Source organism: Vibrio sp. SCSIO 43133 (genome assembly GCF_023716845.1).
In the GTDB taxonomy this organism is placed as follows: Bacteria; Pseudomonadota; Gammaproteobacteria; order Enterobacterales; family Vibrionaceae; genus Vibrio; species Vibrio mediterranei.
Genome location: NZ_CP068024.1, coordinates 612,336 through 639,297, shown reverse-complemented (window position 1 = coordinate 639,297; position 26,962 = coordinate 612,336). Strand labels below are relative to the sequence as shown.

23 protein-coding genes and 2 tRNA genes are annotated in these 26,962 nt (G+C 44.0%); 4 read left to right on the top strand and 21 right to left on the bottom strand.

Going from position 1 to position 26,962, the window contains the following annotated elements; genetic code table 11:
* Positions 1 to 87 precede the first annotated feature (87 nt).
* The 10 genes from infB to rlmE all read right to left on the bottom strand — a co-directional run bounded on the left by infB (position 88) and on the right by rlmE (position 10,865).
* Positions 88 to 2,805 (bottom strand): translation initiation factor IF-2, encoded by a 2,718-nt coding sequence (gene infB / locus JKJ11_RS03185; RefSeq protein WP_171388989.1) that lies wholly within the window; start codon positions 2,803 to 2,805, stop codon positions 88 to 90.
* A gap of 22 nt (positions 2,806 to 2,827) precedes the next feature.
* Entirely contained in the window at positions 2,828 to 4,315 is a 1,488-nt protein-coding gene (gene nusA / locus JKJ11_RS03180; RefSeq protein WP_006072040.1) for a transcription termination factor NusA, read from the bottom strand.
* Positions 4,316 to 4,348: 33 nt separating this feature from the next.
* The gene (gene rimP / locus JKJ11_RS03175; protein ID WP_006072042.1) at positions 4,349 to 4,804 is read right to left on the bottom strand and encodes a ribosome maturation factor RimP; all 456 of its coding nucleotides are present in this window, start codon (positions 4,802 to 4,804) and stop codon (positions 4,349 to 4,351) included.
* 234 nt (positions 4,805 to 5,038) lie between these two features.
* A tRNA-Met gene (locus JKJ11_RS03170) sits at positions 5,039 to 5,115 on the bottom strand.
* 55 nt (positions 5,116 to 5,170) lie between these two features.
* A tRNA-Leu gene (locus JKJ11_RS03165) sits at positions 5,171 to 5,254 on the bottom strand.
* A 34-nt stretch (positions 5,255 to 5,288) separates the two neighbouring features.
* Positions 5,289 to 5,624: a preprotein translocase subunit SecG gene (gene secG, locus JKJ11_RS03160; protein ID WP_006075643.1), complete on the bottom strand. Its 336-nt coding sequence runs from the start codon at positions 5,622 to 5,624 to the stop codon at positions 5,289 to 5,291.
* Positions 5,625 to 5,904: 280 nt separating this feature from the next.
* Positions 5,905 to 7,242 (bottom strand): phosphoglucosamine mutase, encoded by a 1,338-nt coding sequence (gene glmM / locus JKJ11_RS03155; RefSeq protein ID WP_006075645.1) that lies wholly within the window; start codon positions 7,240 to 7,242, stop codon positions 5,905 to 5,907.
* Between the two features lie 21 nt (positions 7,243 to 7,263).
* Positions 7,264 to 8,094, bottom strand: coding sequence for a dihydropteroate synthase (folP, locus tag JKJ11_RS03150; protein ID WP_252039091.1), 831 nt, complete (start codon positions 8,092 to 8,094; stop codon positions 7,264 to 7,266).
* A gap of 55 nt (positions 8,095 to 8,149) precedes the next feature.
* Complete coding sequence (gene ftsH / locus JKJ11_RS03145) at positions 8,150 to 10,129, bottom strand: ATP-dependent zinc metalloprotease FtsH (protein ID WP_252038735.1); 1,980 nt, start codon at positions 10,127 to 10,129, stop codon at positions 8,150 to 8,152.
* A 106-nt stretch (positions 10,130 to 10,235) separates the two neighbouring features.
* Positions 10,236 to 10,865, bottom strand: coding sequence for a 23S rRNA (uridine(2552)-2'-O)-methyltransferase RlmE (rlmE, locus tag JKJ11_RS03140; RefSeq protein ID WP_038225504.1), 630 nt, complete (start codon positions 10,863 to 10,865; stop codon positions 10,236 to 10,238).
* Positions 10,866 to 10,977: 112 nt separating this feature from the next.
* Here rlmE and yhbY point away from each other — a divergent pair, with 112 nt between their 5' ends.
* Entirely contained in the window at positions 10,978 to 11,274 is a 297-nt protein-coding gene (gene yhbY, locus JKJ11_RS03135) for a ribosome assembly RNA-binding protein YhbY (RefSeq protein ID WP_038225582.1), read from the top strand.
* Between the two features lie 147 nt (positions 11,275 to 11,421).
* Here the strand turns inward: yhbY and greA are convergent, their stop codons facing one another.
* A complete protein-coding gene (greA, locus tag JKJ11_RS03130; protein WP_006075365.1) occupies positions 11,422 to 11,895 on the bottom strand; it encodes a transcription elongation factor GreA in 474 nt (157 codons plus the stop codon).
* Between the two features lie 472 nt (positions 11,896 to 12,367).
* Here greA and dacB point away from each other — a divergent pair, with 472 nt between their 5' ends.
* Positions 12,368 to 13,807, top strand: a complete 1,440-nt coding sequence (gene dacB / locus JKJ11_RS03125; protein WP_252038734.1) for a serine-type D-Ala-D-Ala carboxypeptidase — start codon at positions 12,368 to 12,370, stop codon at positions 13,805 to 13,807.
* A 33-nt stretch (positions 13,808 to 13,840) separates the two neighbouring features.
* Here the strand turns inward: dacB and JKJ11_RS03120 are convergent, their stop codons facing one another.
* The 7 genes from JKJ11_RS03120 to murJ all read right to left on the bottom strand — a co-directional run bounded on the left by JKJ11_RS03120 (position 13,841) and on the right by murJ (position 22,725).
* Entirely contained in the window at positions 13,841 to 14,686 is an 846-nt protein-coding gene (locus JKJ11_RS03120) for a magnesium transporter (RefSeq protein ID WP_006075367.1), read from the bottom strand.
* Positions 14,687 to 15,100: 414 nt separating this feature from the next.
* On the bottom strand, positions 15,101 to 16,057 hold the full coding sequence (gene ispH / locus JKJ11_RS03115; protein WP_081836341.1) for a 4-hydroxy-3-methylbut-2-enyl diphosphate reductase: 957 nt from the start codon (positions 16,055 to 16,057) through the stop codon (positions 15,101 to 15,103).
* Between the two features lie 29 nt (positions 16,058 to 16,086).
* Positions 16,087 to 16,518 (bottom strand): FKBP-type peptidyl-prolyl cis-trans isomerase, encoded by a 432-nt coding sequence (gene fkpB, locus JKJ11_RS03110; protein WP_038225509.1) that lies wholly within the window; start codon positions 16,516 to 16,518, stop codon positions 16,087 to 16,089.
* 129 nt (positions 16,519 to 16,647) lie between these two features.
* A complete protein-coding gene (gene lspA, locus JKJ11_RS03105) occupies positions 16,648 to 17,151 on the bottom strand; it encodes a signal peptidase II (protein WP_031493672.1) in 504 nt (167 codons plus the stop codon).
* Positions 17,152 to 17,266: 115 nt separating this feature from the next.
* Entirely contained in the window at positions 17,267 to 20,095 is a 2,829-nt protein-coding gene (gene ileS / locus JKJ11_RS03100; RefSeq protein ID WP_006075371.1) for an isoleucine--tRNA ligase, read from the bottom strand.
* Between the two features lie 62 nt (positions 20,096 to 20,157).
* Positions 20,158 to 21,093, bottom strand: a complete 936-nt coding sequence (gene ribF, locus JKJ11_RS03095) for a bifunctional riboflavin kinase/FAD synthetase (protein ID WP_006075372.1) — start codon at positions 21,091 to 21,093, stop codon at positions 20,158 to 20,160.
* 69 nt (positions 21,094 to 21,162) lie between these two features.
* Positions 21,163 to 22,725: a murein biosynthesis integral membrane protein MurJ gene (murJ, locus tag JKJ11_RS03090; RefSeq protein ID WP_006075373.1), complete on the bottom strand. Its 1,563-nt coding sequence runs from the start codon at positions 22,723 to 22,725 to the stop codon at positions 21,163 to 21,165.
* A 258-nt stretch (positions 22,726 to 22,983) separates the two neighbouring features.
* Here murJ and rpsT point away from each other — a divergent pair, with 258 nt between their 5' ends.
* Positions 22,984 to 23,244, top strand: a complete 261-nt coding sequence (gene rpsT / locus JKJ11_RS03085; protein ID WP_031493675.1) for a 30S ribosomal protein S20 — start codon at positions 22,984 to 22,986, stop codon at positions 23,242 to 23,244.
* Between the two features lie 64 nt (positions 23,245 to 23,308).
* Here rpsT and JKJ11_RS03080 read toward each other — a convergent pair whose 3' ends face one another.
* Positions 23,309 to 23,608: an ArsR/SmtB family transcription factor gene (locus tag JKJ11_RS03080; protein ID WP_006075375.1), complete on the bottom strand. Its 300-nt coding sequence runs from the start codon at positions 23,606 to 23,608 to the stop codon at positions 23,309 to 23,311.
* Positions 23,609 to 23,785: 177 nt separating this feature from the next.
* A complete protein-coding gene (gene nhaR / locus JKJ11_RS03075; RefSeq protein WP_006075376.1) occupies positions 23,786 to 24,679 on the bottom strand; it encodes a transcriptional activator NhaR in 894 nt (297 codons plus the stop codon).
* 406 nt (positions 24,680 to 25,085) lie between these two features.
* On the opposite strand from nhaR, the gene JKJ11_RS03070 reads away from it, so the two are divergent.
* The gene (locus JKJ11_RS03070; RefSeq protein WP_031493676.1) at positions 25,086 to 26,231 is read left to right on the top strand and encodes a Na/Pi symporter; all 1,146 of its coding nucleotides are present in this window, start codon (positions 25,086 to 25,088) and stop codon (positions 26,229 to 26,231) included.
* Between the two features lie 68 nt (positions 26,232 to 26,299).
* Here JKJ11_RS03070 and JKJ11_RS03065 read toward each other — a convergent pair whose 3' ends face one another.
* On the bottom strand, positions 26,300 to 26,869 hold the full coding sequence (locus tag JKJ11_RS03065; protein WP_252038733.1) for a Slp family lipoprotein: 570 nt from the start codon (positions 26,867 to 26,869) through the stop codon (positions 26,300 to 26,302).
* Positions 26,870 to 26,962: the final 93 nt, after the last annotated feature.

The window sequence follows — 26,962 nt, the reverse complement described above, 5'->3', positions numbered from 1 at the left end:
AATGGGGGGATGGTATTAACCAGCCCCCCATGGCGTATTCAACAACCATTAATACTCAAGTTAAAAACTGAGTAACGATTTTGTCAATTAGTCTAGAGTACGTTTGATTTCAACGATTTCGAATACTTCGATTTGGTCGCCAACGCGAACATCGTTGTAGTTCTTAACGCCGATACCACATTCGTAACCGTTCTTAACTTCTTGAACGTCATCTTTGAAGCGGCGTAGAGATTCTAGCTCACCTTCGTAGATTACAACGTTATCACGCAGTACGCGGATTGGGTTGTTACGTTTGATAGTACCTTCTGTCACCATACAACCAGCGATTGCGCCAAGTTTTGGAGACTTAAATACGTCACGTACTTCTGCAAGGCCGATGATTTCTTGCTTGAACTCAGGAGCAAGCATACCGCCCATTGCTTGTTTCACTTCATCAATCAATTGGTAAATGATTGAGTAGTAACGAAGGTCTAGGTTTTCTGTTTCAACGGCACGACGAGCAGATGCGTCAGCACGTACGTTGAAACCTAGGATGATAGCGTTAGATGCTGCTGCAAGTACTGCATCAGTTTCTGTAATACCACCAACACCAGAACCTACGATGTTTACTTTAACTTCATCAGTAGACAGTTTCAGTAGCGAGTCTGCAATTGCTTCTACAGAACCTTGTACGTCTGCTTTCAGTACTACGTTAAGCTCAGCAACATCACCAGCTGTCATGTTAGAGAACATGTTTTCTAGTTTCGCTTTTTGCTGACGCGCAAGTTTCACGTCACGGAATTTACCTTGACGGTAGTTTGCTACTTCACGAGCTTTACGCTCATCACGTACTACAGTTGCTTCATCACCTGACGATGGCACACCAGACAGACCTAGGATTTCTACAGGAATAGAAGGACCAGCTTCTGTTACCTCTTTACCTAGTTCATCACGCATTGCACGCACACGGCCGTATTCTTGACCACATAGTACGATGTCGCCTTTACGTAGCGTACCAGATTGAACTAGGACTGTAGCAACTGGACCACGGCCTTTATCTAGGAATGATTCTACAACCACACCAGATGCCATGCCGTCAGCAACCGCTGTTAGCTCAAGTACTTCTGATTGAAGTAGGATCGCTTCTAGAAGACCGTCAATGTTAGTACCTTGTTTCGCAGAGATGTGAACGAACATGTTCTCACCGCCCCACTCTTCAGGAATAACATCGTACTGTGCCAGCTCGTTCTTAACGTTATCTGGGTTCGCGTCTTCTTTATCGATCTTGTTTACAGCAACGATTAGAGGTACACCTGCTGCTTTCGCGTGCTGGATAGCTTCAACCGTTTGTGGCATTACGCCATCGTCCGCCGCAACTACAAGAACAACGATATCTGTCGCTTGAGCACCACGAGCACGCATAGCAGTAAACGCCGCGTGTCCTGGAGTATCAAGGAAGGTGATCATACCGTTTTCAGTTTCAACGTGGTATGCACCGATGTGCTGTGTAATACCACCCGCTTCGCCAGAAGCAACGTGTGTACGACGAATGTAGTCAAGTGTTGAAGTCTTACCGTGGTCAACGTGACCCATGATAGTAACAACTGGCGCACGAGATACGGCTTCAGACGTTGCGTCACGATCAGACAGTACTGCTTCTTCCAGTTCGTTCTCTTTACGAAGAACAACTTTGTGACCCATTTCTTCAGCAACAAGTTGAGCTGTCTCTTGGTCAATCACTTGGTTGATTGTCGCCATTGCACCCATCTTCATCATCACTTTGATGACTTCAGTACCTTTAACTGACATCTTCTGAGCTAGCTCAGAAACCACGATTGTCTCACCAATTACAACGTCTTGCTTAGCAACGGTTGCTGTCTTATCGAAGCCGTGCTGCATAGAAGTTGGTTTAGCCAACTTACCTTTCTTGCCACGTTGGTTACGACCACCGCGACCACCACGTGAATCATCACGCTCTTGTGCAGATTTCTTCTTACGACGACGAGGTGCTTTCTCTTCGCTGCGGTCTTGAGCGTCTTCCGCTTCACGAGCGTAAGTTGAAGTCGTTGTGTGATAGTCAGCTTTTTCGCTGTCTTTTGACTTCTTCTCTTCCTCAGACCAACGAGCTGCATTTTCTTCAGCTAGTTTACGAGCTTCTTCTGCTAGACGAGCCGCTTCAGCTTCTGCCTTGCGTTGCGCCTCTTCTTCTTGACGGCGCTTCAGCTCGTCCGCTTCTTTCTTCGCTTCAGCATTCTTTGCGTTCATTTGTTTCTTAGCCTTTTCCGCTTCGTCGCGCTTTTCTGCTGTTGATTCTGCATTGCGTTTCTCATCCGCTTCACGTTTTGCTTTTTCCTCAGCTAAACGTTTTTCTTCGGCTTCTCGCTTCGCTTTCTCTTCAGCTTCGCGCTGTGCTTTTTCTGCAGCTTCACGTTTGGCTAGCTCTTCGGCTTCACGTTGTGCACGCTCTTCCGCCTCACGATTTGCTGCTTCCTCAGCTTCACGTTTTGCTTGCTCGTCGATCGCACTGCGTTTTACATAAGTGCGCTTCTTACGCACTTCTACCTGTACATCTTTGCTTTTACCGCCACCTGCAGAAACAGATAACGTGCTACGAGTCTTACGTTGTAGTGTAAGACGTGTAGGCTCAGCATCGCCCGATGTATCACCATGTTCTTTTTTCAGGTGAGTAAGAAGCGTTTGCTTCTCCTCATCATTCACCTGATCGCTCTCTGATTTGTTAAGACCAGCATCAGCAAGTTGTTCAATTAGGCGATCCACTGGCGTACCAATTTCTTCGCTAAGTGCTTTAACCGTAAGTTTTGTCATGCAACTACCTCCTTGCTGATTATTATTCTTCGTCGCCGAACCAACAGATGTTACGTGCAGCCATGATTAGCTCGCCTGCGCGCTCTTCTGTTAGCCCTTCAATACCCTCTAACTCGTCTACACCTTGGTCTGCAAGATCTTCAAGCGTAGCTACACCTTTGGCAGCTAGTTTAAATGCCATTTCACGCTCAAGACCTTCTAGTGCTAGTAGGTCTTCTGCTGGTTCAACACCTTCAAATGACTCTTCTTGAGCAAGCGCAAGTGTAGTAAGGGCATCTTTTGCACGGCTACGAAGTTCTTCTACAAGCTCTTCGTTTAAGCCGTCGATTTCTAGAAGCTCATTCACTGGCACATATGCCACTTCTTCTAGTGTTGAGAAGCCTTCTTCAACCAGCATTTCTGCAAAGTCTTGCTCGATGTCGAGGTGCTTCATAAAGTTTTCGATAGAAGCGATAGCTTCTTCTTGGTGTTTCTTCTGTAGGTCTGCAACCGTCATTACGTTCAGTTCCCAACCCGTTAGTTGAGACGCTAGACGTACGTTTTGACCGCTACGACCGATAGCTTGTGCTAGGTTGTCTGCTTCAACAGCGATATCCATAGAGTGCGCGTCTTCATCAACGATGATAGAAGCAACATCCGCTGGAGCCATTGCATTAATAACAAACTGTGCTGGGTTATCGTCCCAAAGCACGATATCGATACGCTCACCGCCAAGTTCACCAGAAACAGCTTGAACACGCGCGCCACGCATACCAACACACGCACCCACAGGGTCAATACGACGGTCGTTAGTTTTCACGGCGATCTTAGCGCGAGAACCAGGATCGCGAGCTGCGCCCTTAAGTTCAATTAGCTCTTCTGCAATTTCCGGCACTTCAACACGGAATAGCTCTGCAAGCATTTCAGGCTTAGAACGAGTAATGAATAGTTGGAAACCGCGAGCTTCTGGTGCAACTTTGTATAGAAGACCACGTACACGGTCGCCCGGACGGAAGTTTTCACGAGGTAATTGATCATCACGCAAAATAACCGCTTCAGCGTTGTTACCAAGGTCTAGGATAATAGTGTCACGGTTAACTTTCTTAACCACACCAGTCACTAGATCGCCTTCGTTATCAATGAACTGCTCAACGATTTGTGCGCGCTCAGCTTCACGTACTTTTTGCACGATAACTTGTTTAGCAGTTTGAGTCGTAATACGGTCAAACGTTACAGAATCGATTTCTTCTTCTACAAAGTCACCAACCTGAATAGATTCATCATCGAATTGAGCTGCTTCAATTGAGATTTCTTTTGTTGGGAACTCAACTTCTTCTACTGCCATCCAACGGCGGAATGTTTCGAATTCGCCCGTTTTACGATCGATAGCTACGCGTACATCAATTTCGATTTCGTGTTTCTTTTTCGTTGATGTTGCTAGCGCAATTTCTAGCGCTTCAAAAATACGCTCACGAGGAACAGCTTTCTCGTTAGAAACTGCTTCTACTACCGCTAAAATTTCTTTACTCATTTATCTAGCCTCTAAGCTTTTATTATTAGGGACCTAAAATTTAGGGATCAGGTTAGCTTTAGAAATGTTACTCAGTGCCATTTCTTCTTCGTTGCCGTCAACAATGATTGTGACAGTCTCGCCTTCAATAGATTGGATTGTACCTTTCCATTTACGACGGTTACCCACAGCCATTTTCAGAACGATGCTGACCTCGTGACCAATAAATTGTTCGTAGTGTGCTGCTTTGAAAAGTGGTCTTTCTAAGCCTGGTGAAGACACCTCTAGGTTATAAGCCACCGTAATTGGGTCTTCAACATCCATTACTGCACTTACTTGATGACTTACTTCTGCGCAAGCATCAACAGTAATACCATCTTCATGGTCGATATAGATACGAAGGGTAGAATGCTCACCAGCACGGATGAACTCTAAACCAACAAGCTCGTAGCCAAGTGCCTCAACAGGCGCTTCGAGCAATTCTGTAAGTTGTCTTTCTAAACCAGTCATTTAACCACTCCAGAAACAAAAAAAGGGCATATAGCCCAATTTAAATTCCAAGCATTTATTCGAGCGTTTCAAAAAGCTCAAATAACAAAAAACCCCGAAAGTCGGGGTTGTTTGTTGCTGGACCCTGATCACTAAGAAAAATTAACACTCTACACATAGTAGTCAGTGTTTTCTTAGTGTGCAGTGATTTTTTCACACTGCTAAACTTGCAATCCATCAACACTTAGAAAGTATTGGTTGCGGGGGCCGGATTTGAACCGACGACCTTCGGGTTATGAGCCCGACGAGCTACCAAGCTGCTCCACCCCGCGTCCGACTTGCTGAGCATTATACGCTCACCAAACTGTATTACAAGTTTATAAATAATGGTGCCGAGAGAGGGACTCGAACCCTCACACCAAAGGCACTAGCACCTCATGCTAGCGTGTCTACCAATTTCACCATCTCGGCATTTAAGTTAATCGTCTAATAAATAGCAATTAACTTATTGAGGGATTTCATCACTGCTTTTAGCAGGAACATCACTCGCTGCATCAACTTGCTGTTCAACAACTTGACCTTGAGAAGGGTCAACCCATTGAGACTCACCTTTGTGAGTGTACATGTTGCCAAGTACTAAGCTGATAACAAAAAATACGATTGCAAAAATTGCAGTCATTCGGGTTAGGAAATTCCCTGAGCCACTAGCACCAAACACAGTGTTTGACGCGCCAGCACCGAATGAGGCTCCCATATCTGCGCCTTTACCTTGTTGAATTAACACTAGGCCAATAACACCAAGCGCAGCCAACAGGTAAATCACAAGTAGAACTTGAATCATTTGTCCACCTATGTTCCAAATTGTTGAGCCAGCGCCGCTTTCATTGCTACATGCATTGAAAACCTGGCTATGACCTCCTAAGAGAAGGCGGTGGCAATACTAGCGAATGCCGCACTGACTGACAAGAGAAAAATGACAAAAATCTTTCGCCGAGCCGTTAACCGCTCAAAAAAAAGGCGAAAGCTCAATTATCGTAAAGAAGAAGCGGTTAATCATATAGAAAACAAACAAGAACCAAAAGCAATTTTTGGTTCTTGTTAAATACAATAGCCTGCGAAGGTTAGCAGTTTTCTTTTACAATATCGGCAATGTACTGAGCTGAATCGTTAACCAAAGTTTCGTCCTCACCTTCAACCATAACTCGCAGCAGAGGTTCAGTACCTGATTTACGCAGAAGTACTCGACCTTTATCACCTAGATCTGCTTCTGCTTTCTTCACCGCAGCAATAACAGCATCCGCTTCCAATGGATTTGCATCACCGCTAAAACGAACATTAATCAGTACTTGCGGATAAAGCATCATGCCACTTGCTAGTTCATTGAGTGACATTTTCGCACCAACGATAGAAGCCAGTACTTGCAGTGCCGCAACAATCGCATCACCAGTGGTGACTTTATCAAGTAGAATAACGTGCCCAGAGTTTTCAGCACCAATACGCCAACCTTTCTCTAACAGTTGCTCCATTACATAACGGTCACCAACTGCTGCGCGAACAAAAGGAATTCCTAACTGCTTAAGACCGTTTTCCATCCCTAAGTTGGTCATCAATGTACCAACAACACCGCCTTTAAGTTCACCGCGGCGCAGTGCATCGCGAGCAATAATATAAGCGATTTGGTCGCCATCGACTTTATTGCCTAGGTGATCAACCATAATAATACGGTCACCATCACCATCAAACGCTAAGCCAATATCTGCTTTTTCAGCTACCACTCGAGCTTGTAAGGCACGTACATCCGTTGCACCTACTTCGTGGTTGATGTTCGTTCCATTTGGCTCAACACCCATCGTAATGATATCAGCACCTAATTCGGCAAATACAGACGGTGCAATTTTGTACGTCGCACCATGAGCACAATCTAGAACGATTTTTAATCCCGCTAGGCTCAGATCATGTGGGAAAGTACTTTTACAAAACTCAATATAACGGCCAGCGGCATCATTTAGACGGCTTGCTTTACCCAACTCAGCAGATTCAACACATTCAATATCTTTGTCGAGCTCTTCTTCAATAGCCAGTTCAATCGCGTCCGGCAATTTCGTGCCTTCCGAAGAGAAGAACTTAATACCGTTGTCGTAATATGGGTTGTGTGACGCTGAAATCACGATACCAGCTTCGGCACGAAACGTCTGAGTAAGGTATGCAACGGCTGGCGTTGGCAATGGGCCTGTGAAAATAGCTTTTAGACCCGCCGCAGAAAGACCAGCTTCCAAGGCAGACTCCAACATGTAGCCAGAGATTCGAGTATCTTTACCGATGATAACCTTTTTAGTGCCTTGTTTCGCAAGTACTCGGCCGGCAGCCCAACCGAGTTTTAGTACAAAGTCTGGAGTGATCGGAAATTGACCGACCTTTCCACGAATACCATCAGTACCAAAATAACGTCGTTGTGACATAGTATTTCCCTAATTTTATTCTTATATATTTGATTGCATCATCTGGACGATTTTCATCGCTTCGATGGTTTCTTCTGCATCGTGCACACGAATAATTTGCGCACCTTTAGCTGCGGCAAGCGTCGCGCAAGCTAAGCTCCCAGCAAGACAGTCTGCTGGTGCTTTATCAAGTAATTTAAAGATCATCGACTTTCTCGACATGCCCGCCAGTATTGGCAGACCAAACTGGTGAAATTTCTCCAGGTGAGCCAGAAGGTGATAATTATGCTCTAGCGTTTTACCAAAACCAAATCCAGGGTCAAGAATCAATTGATCTTTTTTGATTCCCACTTCCTCACAAGCCTTGATGCGCTGTTCTAGAAACTCAGCGACGTCTCCAAGTAAATCGTTATAAGTTGGATTCGTTTGCATTGTCCTAGGCTGACCTTGCATATGCATTAAGCAAATAGGAACGCCAGCATCAGCTGCAACTTGAAGCGCTCCGGGTTCTTGCAGTGCTCGAACGTCATTGATGATATCCGCACCCGCTTCAATTGCCTTTTGCATCACTTCAGCTTTACTGGTATCGATTGAGACCCAGACATCGTAGCGTTCACGAATCGCTTGTATAATCGGAACTACGCGTGATAATTCTTCCTCAAGTGTCACATCTGGCGCACCAGGACGTGTTGACTCGCCACCGATATCAATGATCGATACACCGGCTTGAATCATAGATTCAACCTGAGTCAAAGCTGCATCGATAGAATTGAATTTACCGCCATCAGAAAACGAATCAGGGGTAACATTGACGATACCCATGACATGTGGGCGATCCAAAGGGAGGGATTTATTGTTTGCTTTTAAAATCATAGTTGCCATAAACAAGAAAAGCCCCGAGCAAAACTCGGGGCTTATTTATTACTGCTTATTCTGAATCTTTCTTCGTAGTTTCAGAATCTACTTTTTCAGCCTTAGCATCGGAGTCAACCGCTGGTGCAGACTCTTCTACTTTAGGCTCAGCTTGTTGCGGTTTCGCTTCCGCTTTTGGCTCTAGAGCACTTTCCTGCTGAGATTTAGCTTGGTCACCCCAACCCGCTGGCTCACGAATGTCATCTTTACGTTCCATTAGGTCATCGATTTGACCCGCGTCGATGGTTTCGTACTTAACAAGTGCATCTTTCATCGAGTGCATGATGTCCATGTTCTCTTCAAGAATTCTCTTCGCACGGTCATAGTTGCGGTCGATGATCAAACGAACTTCTTCATCAATCAGTTTCGCTGTTTCACCAGATATATGTTTAGTCTGAGTTACACTGCGACCCAAGAATACTTCGCCTTCATCTTCTGCATACAGAAGAGGCCCAAGTTTCTCAGAGAAACCCCATTGAGTAACCATTTTACGAGCGATATCTGTTGCGCGTTCAATATCGTTTGATGCACCTGTAGATACCTTGTCTTTGCCGTAAATAAGCTCTTCAGCAAGACGACCGCCGTATAGGCTTGAGATCATAGACTCTAGGTGTTGGCGAGACATACTCACACGATCTTGCTCTGGCAGATACATAGTCACACCCAGTGCTCGACCACGTGGAATGATGGAAACCTTATACACTGGATCGTGTTCAGGAACCAAACGACCAACGATCGCGTGACCCGCTTCGTGGTATGCCGTCGACTCTTTGGTTTCTTCCGAAAGCACCATAGAGCGGCGCTCTGCACCCATCATGATCTTATCTTTCGCTAATTCGAACTCGACCATAGATACATTGCGCTTGTTACCGCGCGCCGCAAATAGTGCCGCTTCGTTAACTAGGTTTGCAAGGTCTGCACCAGAGAAGCCCGGAGTACCACGTGCAATCAAAGATGGCTCTACGTCTGACGCTAGAGGTACTTTGCGCATATGAACTTTAAGAATCTGCTCACGACCACGTACATCTGGTAGACCAACCACAACTTGACGGTCAAAACGACCAGGGCGAAGTAGTGCTGGGTCAAGTACGTCAGGACGGTTAGTTGCTGCGATAACGATGATACCTTCGTTACCTTCAAAGCCATCCATTTCTACTAGCATTTGGTTCAATGTTTGTTCACGTTCATCGTGACCACCACCAACACCAGCGCCACGCTGACGACCTACCGCATCGATCTCATCGATGAAGATAATACAAGGTGCAGCTTTCTTCGCTTGCTCGAACATGTCACGTACACGAGATGCACCCACACCAACGAACATTTCAACGAAATCTGAACCTGAGATAGTGAAGAACGGTACTTTTGCTTCACCAGCAATAGCTTTAGCAAGCAACGTTTTACCAGTACCTGGAGGACCAACCATTAAAACACCAGTTGGGATCTTACCGCCCAATTTCTGGAATCGGCTTGGATCACGTAGGTAATCTACCAGCTCTTTTACGTCTTCTTTTGCTTCATCACAACCTGCAACATCAGCAAACGTGGTTTTGATCTGCTCTTCACTCATCATACGAGCTTTGCTCTTACCAAACGACATGGCACCTTTACCACCGCCGCCTTGCATTTGACGCATGAAGAAAATCCAAACACCAATAAGAAGAATCATTGGGAACCATGAGATAAAGATAGTGCCCAACAGGCTTTGTTCTTCTGGTGGTGTCCCTGAAACTTTTACGTTTTGGTTAATTAGGTCATCAAGTAGCTTTTGATCATAAACTGGCATGTAAGTCACAAAGCGACTGCCACCGCCACGGCGAGTAAAGGTTATCTCGCTGTCTTTAAATTGAGCTTCTTGAATCTGGCCATTGCCAACTTCCTGTACGAACGTGGTGTAATCTACCGCTCGACCGTTGCTTTCGCCTGGTCCAAAGCTTTGGAATACCGACATCAACACAACGGCGATGACTAACCACAAAATTAAATTCTTTGCCATGTCACTCAAGGTGTCAGCCTCTCGATAACTAATTGTAATTAAAGGTAGGGTACTACAGTTTTTCGGCTGTAGCTACATTGTTAATTTTGTCTTTGTAAACTAATGTTCAGCCTTTGAAACCATTAGCTACAATAAACACCTCACGAGAGCGAGCTCTAGATGAGTCTGGTTTGCGAATCTTCACTACTTTAAAGGCATCGCGCACCTGTTTGACGTACTCATCAAATCCTTCACCTTGGAACACTTTCACTACGAAACTGCCGCCTGGTGCCAAAGTTTGATGACACATATCTAATGCTAGTTCAACAAGATACATTGCTCTAGGCTGATCGACAGATAAGTTACCTGCCATGTTAGGAGCCATATCAGACATTACTACGTCGACCATATCCGGTTGGATTCTTTCGAGTAGTGCATTTAGAACTGCTTCTTCTCGAAAGTCCCCTTGAAGAAAGCTTACACCTGATATTGGATCCATCGGCAATAAATCACAAGCAATTACCTGCCCTTCATCACCTAAAACCTTTGCGGCGTATTGAGACCACCCACCGGGAGCAGCGCCTAAGTCAACCACTGTCATCCCAGGTTTCAGTAGCTTATCTTTATTTTGAATCTCTTCAATCTTAAAGATAGCACGAGAGCGGTAACCTTTTCTTCTGGCTTCATTCGCATATTTGTCATCAAAATGCTCTTTCAACCAACGACCAGAACTGGCCGAATGTTTTTGCTTACTCATTCAAATTCCAACTCAATAAGGGCACGCCCTCAGAATAAAGTATAGTCTTCGTCATTAGATGGCGTTAAAATACGACTTTTCAACCCTAATAGTAAATAAATTTGGCCGCGTTATGAACCTAAGCACCAAACAAAAGCAGCACCTAAAAGGCCTAGCACACGCACTTAAACCTGTCGTGCTTCTAGGCGCAAATGGACTAACAGAGGCTGTTCTAGCGGAAGTAGAAATCGCTCTTGACCACCACGAACTGATTAAAGTGAAAGTGGCATCAGAAGACCGTGAAACTAAGCTACTGATTATCGACGCGATTGTGCGCGAAACTAAAGCTGAAAAAGTTCAAGTTATCGGTAAGACGCTTGTTCTTTACCGTCAGTCAGAGCAAAAGAAAATCGAACTGCCACGCAAATAATTTGCCCACCGTTTGATTTGATTGAAACATTTTGTTTCAAAGTGGAAAAGGTCGCAACAGCGGCCTTTTCATTTTTCTTACATCCTGAACTCGTATCTCATCTACAAAAAAAGCCGCTCTTGGCGACTTTTTCTCTGTGAAATCAGCTTAAATATAAGCAACTTTATCGATTTCAAAATCTTTTTGACCGCCTGGAGTCACGATAGTCACTTCATCGCCTTCCATTTTGCCAATCAATCCACGTGCAATTGGGGAGCTCACTGAAATACGGCCTGACTTAATGTCAGCTTCGTCATCACCAACGATTTGGTAAGTCTGTTCAGCGTCAGTATCGATATCAATCAAAGTCACTGTAGAGCCGAAGATGATCTTGCCAGAGTTATCTAGCTTCGTCACATCAATAACTTGAGCTACAGAGAGTTTATATTCAATATCACGAATTTGAGCTTCACAGATGCCTTGCTCTTCACGCGCAGCATGGTACTCAGCATTTTCTTTTAGGTCACCTAGCTCACGAGCTTCAGCGATAGCTTCAGAAATTTGTGGGCGAAGCTTAAGTAGACGATCTAAATCTTCACGTAGCTTTTGTTCGCCACGTACAGTCATTGGAACCTTTTCCATTTTAACAACCTCTTTTCCAAAGCAGACTTTGGACAATAAAACCCTACTCAGGCAAGCCTGAGTACAATTTAAAAAAATAACTGGATTAAGCCTAGTGTAATCAAAGTGCGTATACAAATCACTGAAATTCACACATTCGTTCATTGATGCTAGAAACAATCAGTCATCTTAAAATTCACAATTGCGACGACTATCTGTGTGTTTCCTGTGTGTTTCGAAGTGAACACTGGCTCTATTCTGCCTTAAGTTCGAAAGCTTACTGGTCAGCAAGACAATATAGCTTAGGTCTCTTAGCATACGCAAGGTCAACTCAACTAAGTTGAGACTTATATTGTCAACAAATGCATATCGTATTTCACTGTCTATCTTGAGATAAAAACTTCATAGATTTCTTTGATAATTTATCACTTTATCTCGACTTAATAGGTTGTTAGCCTACATTAAAAATAAGCCCAACTTAACGAACCGACTTATGAAATCCAAATGCTTGCTCACTGCATTAATGATGCTACCTTTTTCCTCTTTCGCTACTGGTGTCGACGCGACTCAGTACTTACCAGATGGTAGCCGCAACGCATTACTTTTGGCGCCATTACATTCACCAACAGAAACGCTCATCTCACTAGATGCCGACCAGTTTTTTCCTCCCGCTAGCACGCTTAAAGTGGTCACTGCGCTCGCAGCAAAGCTGGCGCTACCCAATGATTTTCGTTTTGAAACAGTGTTATCACACTCTAAAAACACCTTAATTATTCGCTATACAGGCGATCCAACTTTTAGTCGCGAAGCACTAAGAACGATGCTAAAAGAAGCTAAATCAAGTGTCGGCAAGAACATCGATACGATATGGCTTGATGATACAGTGTTCAGTGGATACGAAAGAGCTGTAGGGTGGCCATGGGATATTCTTGGTGTCTGTTATAGTGCCCCATCTTCAGCGATCACCTTAGATGGCAACTGTGTCCAAGGTGCACTTTATACCAATAAAGATGGCACTACGCGGGTAAATGTTCCTGCTCATCAGCCTATTACTGTCTCTACTTCTGCCGTTAGTCTTTCTAAACAAGATCAAGAACAAGCTCACTGCGACCTCGAACTTAAATTTGATGGACAAAATCATTACTCAATTGATGGCTGTGTGGTCAATAGGAGCTCGCCCTTACCACTTAAATTTGCTGTCGCCTCACCCGATTTATTTACCTCAGAAGTCATCAAAACAGAGCTCAAGCGTTTAGGAATGAATCTTAAAGGTGAAATAAAGATGGGTAATCCTGAGATAGCGAATGAGCAGCCACTATTTATCCAACGCTCAAAACCTCTTCCTGAGTTATTGGCAGTGATGCTTCAGGACTCCAACAACCTCTATGCCGACAATATCACCAAAACACTCGGCGCTCGCTATTATGGGCAAGCGGGCTCATTTAATAACGGAACAGCGGCAATTAAAGAGATTTTGAAGACTAAAGCAGGTATCGACATTCAATCTGCCGTGCTTGAAGATGGCTCTGGGCTTTCACGCAATAATCGCCTTACAGCCAACCAGATGCAGCAAGTATTGCGCTACATCTATGATAATGACAGCACGTTAAAACTCATCAAGCTTATGCCCGTTTCCGGTAACAATGGCACATTGAAATATCGCTCTAGTATGAGAAAGGCTCCTATCAAAGGCGCGCTTATCGCCAAAAGTGGGTCGCTATTCGGAACTTACAATATGATGGGATATGGCCTTGATGATAAGGGGAAACCAGAGAGTCTATTTGTGCAGTTTGTCACCGACTATCACCCTCAAAAAACAAAAACTAAAACTCCCACTATTTCACCGTTAACGCAGTTTGAGCAGAGCTACTATCGTCAAGTAGTAGACTATAGCTACTCTTTGGGACGTTCAAAAAACAAAGCGCAGCCTTAGCTGCGCTTTACTTAAGTGACTCTTTAGGCAGATTTAAGATAAACCTAAGAAGTGATTCACAACAGTGAAGTAAATCCACATCCCTGAAATATCAACAATCGAAGCCAGTACTGGGCTCACCAGTACTGCTGGGTCTAGTTTAAAGACTCGAGCAATAATAGGCAGCACACCACCTAGGGTCGTTGATACCGTTACCTGAATAAACAACGCCACTGCAATGGCCATGGCAATTAAATGAATGTCAAAGCCACCGGCTGAGTTCACATCACCGAAGACGAGAATTCGGCCAACCATAACTAAAGCAACCGCCGCCGCAAGACAGACTGCAACTCGGCTTTCTTTCCAAAGTACCTCTAGCCACTGACGCTTTCTTAGCTCTCCTGTTGCTAGAGCGCGGATCACCAATGTCGCCGCTTGAGTACCAGTGTTACCACCAGCTGCGGCTATTACAGGCATATAGACCGCTAGCAGTACTAGCTGGCTAAGCGTATCTTCGTACTGAGCTATAATAAGACCCGAGACAATCCCTAACAGTGCCAACGTAATGATCCAACCAATGCGTTGCTTTACGTGTTCCATAACACCTGTTGTCAGATACCCACCAGTGGTCTCTGCTTCAGAGTGAATCAGTCCCAATTGGTGAGCAAAATGCCTGGCTCGTCTATCATGGCCTTGTAAGTCGAGTTGTTCGATTAAATATTGCACCTGCCCTAAAGCACAGTGTTGCAACACGCCAACGGCTTCGTCTATTGGCATCACGGTCAATAGGTTCAATTGCTGTGGTGTGTCGTATTTCAAAAATGCTTGAGTTGCTGCACTAATTTCTTCTTCTGAAAACAGTGGTGCATTCTCAATATAAGTATTGTTCATTACCGTCATGGCGAATCTCCCGATTAGCGTTGGTAACGACCATCAAACGTCAAAATAATAGCCTTACACGCGAATGTGCAGACGTCTTAACGAAATAGCAGAAAGGAGAAAAATAACGATAAGTTATTAAAAGGAAAGGAGCCCTACCTCGAAGGTAGGTACGAAGATCGCAATTACCGACGAGTTGTTACTTTTCTCCCTTGATACTAGGAGGATGGTCGGTATTGTTCATAGTTATCTCCGAAAAAACTATCGATTCGATAGCGGCGCTAGGATACCAAAATTCGTCAATGAGTAAAGGTGATTATCGTAGTTGAAACGATTTTTTACCTTTCGTAATCTTTACGCAATGCTTTAGAAAGCCGCCATGGTAATGTCAATAATTAATAAAAAAACGCCGCATTATGATGCGGCGTTTTTTTATTAATCAACCTGCTTGATTTGCAGCTCTCTAGGGACTTCAAAGAACATGTTTTCTTCTCTGCCTAATACTTCTTCAACATCATCAGCACCCAAGTCTTTAATTTTATCAATGATCTGATTCACGAGCTCTTCAGGAGCTGAAGCGCCCGCCGTTACGCCCACTAACCCCTTACTTTCAAACCAAGACGCCTCAATCAAGTCTGGAGTATCAGTGAGATAAGCCGGTGTCCCTAGCTTTTCCGCAAGTTCTTTAAGACGAGTGGAGTTCGATGAGTTTGTTGAACCAACAACAACCATCACATCCACTGCTTGTGCTAGCTCTCGGACTGCATCTTGACGGTTTTGTGTCGCGTAGCAAATATCATCTTTGCGAGGCCCTTGAATCTCAGGGAACACTTCACGCAACTTTTCAATCACATCGGCCGTTTCATCCACAGATAAGGTCGTTTGGCTTACATAATGAAGGTTGGTTGGATCGTTTACCTTAAGTGTAAGAACATCTTCTGGTCGCTCAACAAGGTACATGCCACCTGTCTCACTAGAGTATTGACCCATTGTGCCTTCCACTTCTGGATGACCAGCATGACCAATAAGAACAACTTCCATACTTTTACGACTGGCGCGTGCTACTTCCATATGAACTTTCGTTACCAGAGGACACGTCGCATCAAACACAGTGAGAGCACGTTGCTTAGCTTCTTTACGAACCGCTTGGGAGACGCCATGAGCAGAAAATATAACAATGTTATCGTCTGGCACTTCGCTGAGCTCTTCCACGAAGATCGCACCACGCTGTTTTAGACCTTCTACCACAAATCGGTTATGAACCACTTCATGACGAACATAAATTGGCGGCTGATACATTTCTAAAGCACGCTCCACAATACTGATCGCTCTGTCTACGCCGGCGCAAAAGCCTCGTGGGTTAGCTAATTTAATTTTCATTTCATTACTCATTGATCAACCGCTTCTACTTACTCTGCTTGCTATTCTACTTCGAGAATTTCCACTTCAAATGTCACGTCTTGTCCGGCCAACGGGTGATTAAAATCAACCGTTACAGAATCACCTGCGATATCGGTAATAATACCTGGAATTTCCATACCATCAGGACCAGAGAAGGCCATTATTGTACCGACTTCCACCTCAGAGTCACCCACAAACTTCGCTCTGTCCATATGATGAATATTGTCTGGATTCGGCATACCAAAAGCGTCTTCTGCTTTCAACTCGATAGCTTTGTTCTCGTTTACTGATAAACCGATCAGGCAACTTTCAAAGTTCTCACTTAAACTTCCATCACCAATAATAAATTTAGCGGGCTTGCCCATATTATGGGTGCTATCTGCGACTGAGCCATCCTTCAATTTAATGGTAAAATGTAGAGTGACCGCACTATCTTGGGAAATTTTACTCACGTTACTGCTTCCTTTGCTCTCAAAGAGTCTTAGTATTGCTCTTTGTTATTTGTCGTTTCGTTATCGCTATTGTTATATAAAAAAGCGCCGTGCATATCAACGCACAGCGCTTAAGGTTATTGGCAATTATTACTTAGCCTCTTTGTTGCGAAAGCTATCGATGATAATCATACCGGCACCGATACAGATAGCCATATCAGCTAAATTGAAAGCTGGCCAATGGTATGTTCCCCAGTAAAAGTCTAGGTAATCAACAACAAAACCATGTACAACACGGTCAAAAACATTACCAACCGCCCCGCCAATGATCATGGCATACGCAATATTGTTCCACTTTTCTTTCGCTGGTAGCTTGCTCATCCAATAGGTTAATAGCCCCGTAACAATAAACGCAATACCAGTGAACAGCCAACGTTGCCATCCCGCTTGTTCGCTTAGAAAGCTAAACGCAGCGCCATAGTTGTGAACGTACAATAAATTGAAAAATGGCAGGATTTCAATGCGATTTGCCCAGCCATATCCCATGTTGTCCATAACAACCAGCTTGATGCTAATGTCGGCAATAAAAATGACAATGGCTAACCAAAGCCAGCGCACACCCGATTGCTTAAAGGTAATTGTTGTTTCGCTCATTCCAATCCTTAAATTGTCATGCTTAAACAAGCATAAGAAAAGTACTAGCTAAAAATAGCCCCAGTAAAAACTGGGGCTATCATATTAGTTAAAAGTTCCGTTGACTTACTGTCAATTAAGCAAACTTACGAACTTCACCTTCACCTGCGATGTTCGAAACACAGCGACCACAAATCTTCTCGTGACCTTCGATCGTGCCTACATCTGGAGTGTGGTGCCAACAACGGTCACATTTCTCGTTTTCCGTTGCCTTAACTTCAACAAACAGACCTTCAACTTCCGTCTCTTTCGCAGCGTCAGTTTTCTCTGATAGCGGCTTAACTGTTGCTGCTGAAGTAAGAAGCACAAAACGAAGCTCATCTTCAAGCTTGTTGATGGTTGCCGTCAGCGTATCGTCTGCATATAGAGTGACTTCTGCTTGCAGTGCACCACCGATGATCTTTTCTGCACGTGCAGATTCAAGTTGCTTGTTCACCGCGTTACGAACTGACTGGATTTCAGTCCAGAATTCGTTGCTTAGCTCTTCGCCTTCAGCAAGGCCAAATAGGCCATCGAACCACTCACCTGCAAACACAAACTTGTCACGTTGACCCGGCATTTCATTCCAGATTTCGTCTGCTGTGAACGACATGATTGGCGCCATCCAACGAACCAGAGCTTCTACGATGTAGTAAAGAGCAGTTTGACAGCTACGCTGTGCGTGACCACCAAGTTTCGCTGTATATTGACGGTCTTTGATCACATCAAGATAGAAAGAGCCCATCTCGATAGAGCAGAACTGCATTAAACGCTGTGTTACGGCGTGTGTGTTGTACTCACCGTAAGCTTTTACAATCTCTTCTTGTGCAGCTAGCGCACGACCAACCGCCCAACGGTCAAGCGCTACCATTTCATCAGCAGGAACAAGATCCGTTTCTGGGTTGAAGCCATTTAGGTTCGCTAGGAAGAAACGGGCTGTGTTACGAATACGACGATAAGCATCAGCGGAACGCTTAAGGATTTCATCAGAAACCGCCACTTCACCAGTGTAGTCTGTTGAAGCTACCCACAGACGAAGGATATCCGCACCCAGTTTGTTGGTAACATCTTTTGGAGCTACAACGTTGCCGATAGATTTCGACATCTTACGGCCGTGACCATCAACCACAAAGCCATGAGTCAGCACTTGCTTGTATGGTGCTTCGTCTTTCATCGCAATAGACGTAATTAGCGACGATTGGAACCAGCCACGGTGTTGGTCAGAACCTTCTAGATATAGGTCAGCACTATTGCCGTTATATTCTTCACGTGCATCCACAACAGAGTAGTGTGTCACACCTGAGTCGAACCATACGTCTAGTGTATCAAGCACTTTCTCGTAGTTGTCGGCTTCATCACCTAATAGTTCAGCAGGCTCAACATCCCACCAAGCTTGAATGCCTTTTTGTTCAACAAGCTGAGCTACTTTTTCGATAAGCTCTAGCGAATTCGGATGAAGCTCAGCAGTTTCTTTGTGAACAAACAAAGCAATTGGCACACCCCATGTACGCTGACGAGAGATACACCACTCAGGGCGACCTTCAATCATACCTTCGATACGGCTTTGGCCCCACTCAGGCATCCACTCAACACCTTTAATTGACTCTAGTGCTTTAGCACGAAGGCCAGCTTGGTCCATTGATACGAACCATTGTGGTGTTGCTCGGAAGATGATTGGCGTTTTATGACGCCAGCAGTGTGGGTAGCTGTGCTCGTAAGCATGGTGATGCAGTAGCGCACCTTTTTCTTTAAGTACTTCTACCACAGCGTCGTTAGCTTTAAATACATGCTGACCAGCAAATAGCTCAGTGTCAGGTAGATAAACACCGTTAGAACCTACAGGGTTCGCAACTTCTAGACCATATTTTTGGCCTACTGCAAAGTCTTCTTGGCCGTGGCCAGGTGCTGTATGCACCACACCAGTACCAGAATCGGTAGTTACGTGATCACCAAGAATAGCTGGTACTGTAAAGTCATAGAATGGGTGGTTGAACTGAGATAACTCAAGATCTGCACCTTTCGCAAAACCTAGATTATGGAAGTGCTCGATACCAGCACGATCCATCACATCTTTTGCTAACTCAGACGCAACGATAATACGCTCTGGGTTGTCGCCTTCTGTTTGAATCAATACGTACTCTAAGTCATCACGTAGACAGACTGCTCGGTTTGCTGGCAGAGTCCAAGGTGTTGTTGTCCAGATGATGATTGAAATATCACCTTGACCTTCATGACCTTCATTCAATGAGAATTTAGAGATAAGCGCGCTTTCATCAGCCGCTTTAAAACGTACATCAATAGAAGGAGAAACTTTATCTTTATATTCTACTTCTGCTTCTGCTAGTGCGCTGCCACAATCTGTACACCAGTGAACAGGCTTGAAGCCTTTCAATAGGTGACCTTTATCAGCAATTTTGCCAAGCGCACGAATAATGTTCGCTTCAGTATCAAAGTCCATTGTGCGATAAGGCTTATCCCACTCACCAAGAATACCTAGACGTTTGAAGCTCTCTTTTTGACCTTCAACTTGGCCTTCCGCATAAGTGCGACATTTTTCGCGGAATTCAGCAGCCGTTACCTTCTGACCTGGTTTGCCTACTTTCTTTTCTACCATTAATTCAATTGGTAGACCGTGGCAATCCCAACCAGGAATATAAGGGGCGTCAAAACCTGAAAGTGTTTTGGATTTAATAATAATGTCTTTAAGAATCTTATTTAGTGCGTGACCAATGTGAATGTCACCGTTCGCGTATGGAGGTCCATCGTGCAGCACGAAGGATTTTTTGCCTTTCTTAGCTTTACGGATCTCACCGTAAAGATCTTCTTTATACCAACGCTTAAGCATTTCTGGCTCACGATTTGCCAGATTGCCGCGCATAGGAAACCCTGTTTCAGGTAGGTTCAGGGTATCTTTATACTCACTCATCGATTCTTAATTCCGTTGTATTGGGCGAAAGTTAGACATTATGTTAGCGGTGGAATCTTCCGCTAACCCTTAAACTGACGTAGCCACACCCTTGCTACATCAGCATCCAATTCTATTTGCTGCTTAAGCAGCTCAAGTGACTCGAACTTTTTCTCATCACGAATTTTATGCAATAAAGCGACTTCAATTTGCTTGCCATAAAGGTTGCCTTCAAAGTCGAAAATATGCACTTCTAAATCTGGGGTAGTCCCTGCTACGGTTGGCTTTTTACCAACATTAGCAATGCCAGGTAACGGTTGACTATCAACCCCATACACCTGCACAGCGTATACACCACGAACAGGTGACACATAGCGTTTCAAAGAAATGTTAGCAGTTGGAAAACCAAAATCACGCGCCAATTTTTGACCGTGAGCCACTCTCCCAGACAGCGTATAATGACGCCCTAACATTTCTGCACTCTCATCAAGATGATCACTAGCTAGTGCTTGGCGAATCGCCGTACTGCTCACACGTGTGTCTTCTACACAGAAACTAGCGGTATTCACCACCTCAAAGCCGAACTCTTCACCGGCTTTTTTGAGCATATCGAAGTTGCCTTCTCGCCCTTTGCCAAAGCGAAAATCATCACCGATAACAAGGAACTTAACACCCAATTTATTCACCAACAAGTCTTTGATAAAAGACTCCGGTGACATGCTGGCAAAGCGACGGTTAAAGTTAACGCACAACAAACGATCCAAGTGCATTGCTTCAAGCAATTCAAACTTATCACGAAGACGAGTCAGTCTAGCCGGCGCTTTATCCTTAGCAAACAATTCCATCGGTTGCGGTTCAAAAGTCATTACTACAGCAGGCAAACCCAAAAGCAATGCTTTCTTCTTCACCTGTTCGAGTACACGTTGGTGCCCCAAATGCACACCATCGAAGTTTCCGATGGTTAACACACAGCCATGGTGCTGATTTTTTAGGTTATGTATGCCTCGAATGAGTTCCATGAAACGACTAAACCACCTGCTTAATGAAATAATACTAGTGTGAAACCGACGGATTATAACCAATCATTGTTAATCTGTCGCTGCTTTTAGATCTCGAGCTCGAACTCCAAGAACAAATAGACTAACTAGATAACTCACAGCACCCATCAAAATCAATCCGATCAAGGTATACACACGCTCTGTTAAGCCCCAAGTCAGCCATTGCTGCATATCTTGTAACTGCCAACGAAGCACTAGCACCATAACCACGGCCGCCACCACTAAACGTGCCACAAAGCCGATAGTCTGACGGCTAATCTGGTAAACACGTTGTAGGTGTAGCCCTCGGTATAACAACGCCATATTGATAAATGCCGACAACGCGGTTGCCATCGCTAGTCCAACATATCCATAGAAGTAAGCAAAAATAGCATTGAAGATCATATTAGACACCATGGCTACAATGCCATACTTCACTGGTGTTTTGGTATCCTGACGCGAGTAGTAACCCGGAGCCAGCACCTTAATCAACATAAAGTTAAGCAGGCCAGATGCGTAAGCTAACAGTGACAATGAGGCTTGATGAACGTCGTGAGGAGTAAACTCACCACGCATAAACAGGACCATCAACATCGGCTTGGCTAACACCATCAGTCCTAACATGGCTGGAAGACCTAACAGGATAACCATTCGAACTCCCCAATCCATCGTGCTAGCGAATCCTTCACTATGCGCATCTACATGTTTGCGTGACAGCGCAGGAAGAATAACCGTCGCGATAGCGATTCCAAACAAGCCCAAAGGGAACTCAAGTAGTCTATCGGAATAGTAAAGCCAGCTGATCGACCCCGTGGCAAGAAAACTAGCAATAAAGGTGTCAAAAAGCAGGTTAATCTGGCTAACCGACACACCAAATAATGCTGGAATCATCAAAGTTCTGATTTTCACTACGCCAGGATCGCGCCAGCCCCACTTAGGTTTTACCAATACGCCCTCTTTTATTAAGAAAGGCAATTGAAAGGCAAACTGGACAAAACCACCTAAAAATACGCCAATGGCTAAGCCAATTTCCGGCTGGGCAAGGTTTGGAGAAATAAACCACGCACAGAGGATAATCATGACGTTTAGAAAAACAGGGGTAAAAGAAGAAACAGCAAACTTACCTAAGGTATTGAGAATAGCCCCAGATAACGCCACAAAGGTGATGAACCATAAGTAAGGAAAGGTAATCTTAAGCATCAAACTGGCAAGCTCAAACTTAGGCGCAGCAGGCCCATCATTTAGCCAATCTAAGAACCAACCGAAACCAAATAGTGCCGTGACAACACTTGACCCTATAACACCTAATAGCGTCACTATTGTCACAATGACGCCTAAGGTACCTGACGCTTTCGCTATTAAATCACGAGTTTTATCTTTATCTCCTGATGCGTGATACTCCGTTAACACCGGAACAAATGCTTGGGAAAAAGCCCCCTCAGCAAACAGACGACGTAGAAAATTAGGAATCTTATTAGCAAAGAAGAAAACATCTGCGCTTGCACCTGCCCCCATAAGGTTGGCAACTACAACGTCTCGAACGAGTCCCAATACACGAGACACCAGCGTCATGGCACTAACAATCATGCCTGACTTAAGAAGGCGTTTACTCACAATAACCTCTGAATTACCTAGCCAATGCCTGCTATTTATCGGATTCAATAGCGTTTGTTATTGAAGAGAGGATTAGTATTAGCATTGGTCGAAAAATACTGTTAGAATCCCCGCCATCTTAACCGCGATAGCCCACAGATATCAAAAGTTGTTTTGTATCGTCGGGTTTTTGCACAAATCATTTGACAATTAAGCGCAAATGAGGGATATTCCTCGCCCTTAAATTGTCACCGAACTAAGTTTTTGGGAGTTAGACCCTTGGCAAACAGTAAATCTGCTAAGAAGCGCGCTATCCAAGCTGAGAAACGTCGTCAGCACAACGCTAGCCGTCGCTCTATGATGCGCACTTACATGAAGAAAACAATCGCAGCTATCGCAGCTGGCGATAAAGAAGCAGCAACTTCAGCATTTGCAGAAGTTACTCCAATCCTTGACCGCATGGCGACTAAAGGCCTTATTCATAAGAATAAAGCAGCTCGTCACAAGGCACGCTTCTCTGCTGCAATCAAAGCTCTATAATTTAGACTTTGTATTGTGTTAAAAAAACCGGCTAATGCCGGTTTTTTTGTATCTGTAAATCACACTATTCTGAGCTGCAATAAAGGCCGTGTAATAGTTCAATCAACTGACGAACTTCTTTACTACTTAATGTGTAGTAGACCGTTTGCGCTTCTTTTCTCGTCGACACTAAGCCATCTCGACGCAGCCAGGCCAAATGCTGTGACAATGCTGACTGACTGAGTTCTAATCGAGTACACAATTCCCCTACTGATAACTCTGTATTGTGGAGCATGCACAGAATTTGCAGGCGTCTCTCATTAGCCATCGCCTTAAGGAGAACTACCGCTTGTGATGCGTTTTTTTCCATCTCCTGCAAGTTCATACTTTACCTCTATGTTTTATCCGTCTTTATTTACTTCTTTATCACTTAGACACTAACCATCTTTCTCGTAATAAATCCATAAATCTCATCACATTTTACATGGATAAAAATGTTGTTAGTAGCGCTTTGTTTAAAATAGTGTATTTCTCTTTACCAATTTGTTACCTAACACAAATCTTAAAACGCTAACAAATCGGTGAAATCTGCCTCACAAACACTCTTTACCGCCGGATGTTGAATCATTCGCTCAGCAAAAATAACGTAATATTCTTCTTTCAGATCTTCAATATCGCCGATCAGTTGAAGGTGGCGTTTGTCTCTCATCTCTGACATGTAAATACTTGGAGCAAGAAAAATGACATCCTCTTTATACATTGAGAAGGCTTTCATCAATGCGACATCATCAAATTCACCAAGAATATTCGGTTGAATACCCTGTTGATCAAACCACTGCAGTACTTTACGTCCCATCGAGGTACGACTACCGGGTATCAGCAAACGTCTTTGTTCAAGAATCTCAGGGAAACTCACATTATCGATATAGCCCGACGTAAAGAAACTCATGCGGCTCTCACCTAACTTCTTACTAAACAAACCAGGACTTTGACTTGAATCCACAGGACAGTCCGATAGGATCATATCCAATTTATGCTGAGCCAATTGCTCCAGCAACATTTCGTGAGTGGATTCAAAACAGCGTAGATGAATACTGTTGTCTGGCGGGATAGTGGTCATCAATATTTTACTGACCAGACGTTTAGAAAGAGCATCGGCCACACCAACATCGAACAGTACATTCGAACGCTGGCTATAGTTTACGATATCCAACATTTCATAGCTTAAACCAAACATGCGGTCAGCATACTTATATACCAACTGCCCTAACTCAGTTGGCTCAACGCTACGTCCATTTCGCTTAGTGAGCTTACCGTCCATTCTCTCTTCTAATGCTTTAATCTGCCCTGTTACTGTTTGAGGCGTTAAAAATAACGCATCGGCAGCTTTCGTAACTGAACCCTGTTTGCAGACCATCCAGAAATAATAGAGGTGATTATAGTTAAGGTGTGACATGCGATATCGCCTAAAATGAGTGTGTTTCATTTATAGCAAAATCTGCCTCAAGCGACAATATTCGATAAAACTTACGTTACAATTAAAATTAGATGATTTTTCCGAAAATTACATTGTCACATTAGCCACCTCAATGTCATATAAGCATCATAATACTCGCTCTAAATCGAATTTATTCATTGATGACGGCAAATTAATCTCTTTTTCTCCCAAAGAAAACAGTCTTTAAAAATCAATAATTTACACAAACAAAAAATACCAACAAATACAAAAACCAAGCAAACATCGCAGTTAATTAACACAGAAATAGAAACGTCATATTTCTGTAATATTTGAGATCTAATATCGCCTCAGATTCAACAACAGGCCAACTTACGAATTACACGGCCAAATGGAGAAAACTATGATGAACCAAGCAACAACAGCTGCGACTCCAATGTCGAATACGACGCGTTGGTTACGCTGGGCTAACTTGGCGTTCATGCTTTATTTATTGCTACTTGCTGTTTCAATGGTGGGTAGTGGCTTTAAAATGGCAACAGGTGAACATGCAAAAGTACTATTTGAATTTGCCTCACACCCTGTAGCTGGGTTAATGATTGGTCTAGTTGCTACTGCACTAATTCAGTCTTCTAGTACCGTCACTTCGATTATTGTTGGTTTGGTTGCTGGTGGTTTACCTGTAACGACAGCAATCCCTATGATCATGGGTGCAAACATTGGTACTACGGTTACCAATACACTAGTAAGTTTGGGTCACGTTCGTTGTAACACTGAGTTTAAACGTGCCTTTGCAAGTGCAACGATCCATGACTTCTTTAACCTGCTAGCCGTTGCTATCTTCCTTCCATTGGAGATGATGTTTGGCATTCTAGACAAAATCTCTAGCTGGCTTGTATCACCAATGCTAGCAACAGGTGACATGAGCATGAAAGGCCTGAACTTCATCAAGCCAATCACCAAGCCTGTAGTAAGTGCGATTCAGGAGCCATTAAGCTCATTTGGCAGCGTAACAGGTGGCGTACTACTGATTGTTCTTGGTATTGCAACTATCTTCGTGGCGATTACTGTTATGGGTAAGCTAATGAAGAGCTTGATGGTTGGTCGTGCACGTGAAATTTTGAAAAACGCTATTGGTCGTGGTCCGCTACATGGTATCGCATCAGGCTCTATCGTTACGATTCTTGTGCAATCTTCATCAACAACGACCAGCTTAATGGTGCCTCTCGTTGGCTCAGGTGCGCTGAAAGTTCGTGATGTTTACCCATTTACACTAGGTGCTAATATCGGTACGTGTATCACTGGCTTATTAGCAGCGACAGCAGTTTCTGGAGAATACGCAGTATTCGCATTGCAAATCGCGCTGGTGCACCTGGTATTCAATATCATGGCAACCGTCTTTATCTTCGGTATTCCATTCTTGAGAGAACTGCCAGTGAAAGGTGCAGACTATATCTCGGACATGGCTATCAAGAACAAAGCCGTCGTCGCTGGTTACCTCGCTTCTATCTTTGTTGTTATTCCAGGCACTATTCTAGCGCTAACAGCATAGACACTAAGCAGCCAGACGCTAAGCTCTACTAAAAAGGCCCAGCTACATGTAGCTGGGCCTTTTACTATCTAGAAATCACCGTAGTCATAATCAAAGTCATCATAGTGCTCGATCAAATCGGCGTCGTCGATATCATCCCAGTAATAATAGCTGTCGTAATAGTAGTTATAATATGGGTCACCAACATAATAAGTTTTAATGCGTTTATCTTCAGTCCAAAGATAGTAGTTTGAGGCTTTTAATACCGGAACCTTAAGCTCCTGTTGCCCAACCGTAATTGAAGTCATGCCTTCTATAACACCAACAAATGTCATTGATTTACCTTGAGTAAACACCTCAGGGTCTAAGAACCTATCGACATTGACGACAAATCGTTGACTGTCCTGTTGAGTATCATCAGGACGACCTTTTGAGTCCAATGCAAATTGACTAATTTGTAGCTCACTGGTGTTAGGGGTTAAATTGATCAAATTTGCAATCACTCCACCCCATCTAGCTGGCTGGCCGACATACGGTGTCGCCTCTTTTACCGCTTGATTAAACTCAATCAATAACTTCTCATCAGCAACTTTGATTTCGTTAGGCGCACCGCTGCATCCTATTAATATAAGACTCAACGCTATCCCTAGTAATCGCATGTTCCGTCTCCACAGGTTCTTTTAGCTCAAGTATGAGTGACTTATTTACTATCTCGCAAGTACCTTATAACTCCTTCTCTGGATTTATTAACG

Bases quoted from the DNA above. Each gene is read 5' to 3' on its own strand.
- infB (WP_171388989.1), bottom strand. From the start codon at position 2,805: ATGACAAAACTTACGGTTAAAGCACTTAGCGAAGAAATTGGTACGCCA.
- nusA (WP_006072040.1), bottom strand. From the start codon at position 4,315: ATGAGTAAAGAAATTTTAGCGGTAGTAGAAGCAGTTTCTAACGAGAAA.
- rimP (WP_006072042.1), bottom strand. From the start codon at position 4,804: ATGACTGGTTTAGAAAGACAACTTACAGAATTGCTCGAAGCGCCTGTT.
- secG (WP_006075643.1), bottom strand. From the start codon at position 5,624: ATGATTCAAGTTCTACTTGTGATTTACCTGTTGGCTGCGCTTGGTGTT.
- glmM (WP_006075645.1), bottom strand. From the start codon at position 7,242: ATGTCACAACGACGTTATTTTGGTACTGATGGTATTCGTGGAAAGGTC.
- folP (WP_252039091.1), bottom strand. From the start codon at position 8,094: ATGATTTTAAAAGCAAACAATAAATCCCTCCCTTTGGATCGCCCACAT.
- ftsH (WP_252038735.1), bottom strand. From the start codon at position 10,129: ATGGCAAAGAATTTAATTTTGTGGTTAGTCATCGCCGTTGTGTTGATG.
- rlmE (WP_038225504.1), bottom strand. From the start codon at position 10,865: ATGAGTAAGCAAAAACATTCGGCCAGTTCTGGTCGTTGGTTGAAAGAG.
- yhbY (WP_038225582.1), top strand. From the start codon at position 10,978: ATGAACCTAAGCACCAAACAAAAGCAGCACCTAAAAGGCCTAGCACAC.
- greA (WP_006075365.1), bottom strand. From the start codon at position 11,895: ATGGAAAAGGTTCCAATGACTGTACGTGGCGAACAAAAGCTACGTGAA.
- dacB (WP_252038734.1), top strand. From the start codon at position 12,368: ATGAAATCCAAATGCTTGCTCACTGCATTAATGATGCTACCTTTTTCC.
- JKJ11_RS03120 (WP_006075367.1), bottom strand. From the start codon at position 14,686: ATGACGGTAATGAACAATACTTATATTGAGAATGCACCACTGTTTTCA.
- ispH (WP_081836341.1), bottom strand. From the start codon at position 16,057: ATGAGTAATGAAATGAAAATTAAATTAGCTAACCCACGAGGCTTTTGC.
- lspA (WP_031493672.1), bottom strand. From the start codon at position 17,151: ATGAGCGAAACAACAATTACCTTTAAGCAATCGGGTGTGCGCTGGCTT.
- ileS (WP_006075371.1), bottom strand. From the start codon at position 20,095: ATGAGTGAGTATAAAGATACCCTGAACCTACCTGAAACAGGGTTTCCT.
- ribF (WP_006075372.1), bottom strand. From the start codon at position 21,093: ATGGAACTCATTCGAGGCATACATAACCTAAAAAATCAGCACCATGGC.
- JKJ11_RS03080 (WP_006075375.1), bottom strand. From the start codon at position 23,608: ATGAACTTGCAGGAGATGGAAAAAAACGCATCACAAGCGGTAGTTCTC.
- nhaR (WP_006075376.1), bottom strand. From the start codon at position 24,679: ATGTCACACCTTAACTATAATCACCTCTATTATTTCTGGATGGTCTGC.
- JKJ11_RS03070 (WP_031493676.1), top strand. From the start codon at position 25,086: ATGAACCAAGCAACAACAGCTGCGACTCCAATGTCGAATACGACGCGT.
- JKJ11_RS03065 (WP_252038733.1), bottom strand. From the start codon at position 26,869: ATGCGATTACTAGGGATAGCGTTGAGTCTTATATTAATAGGATGCAGC.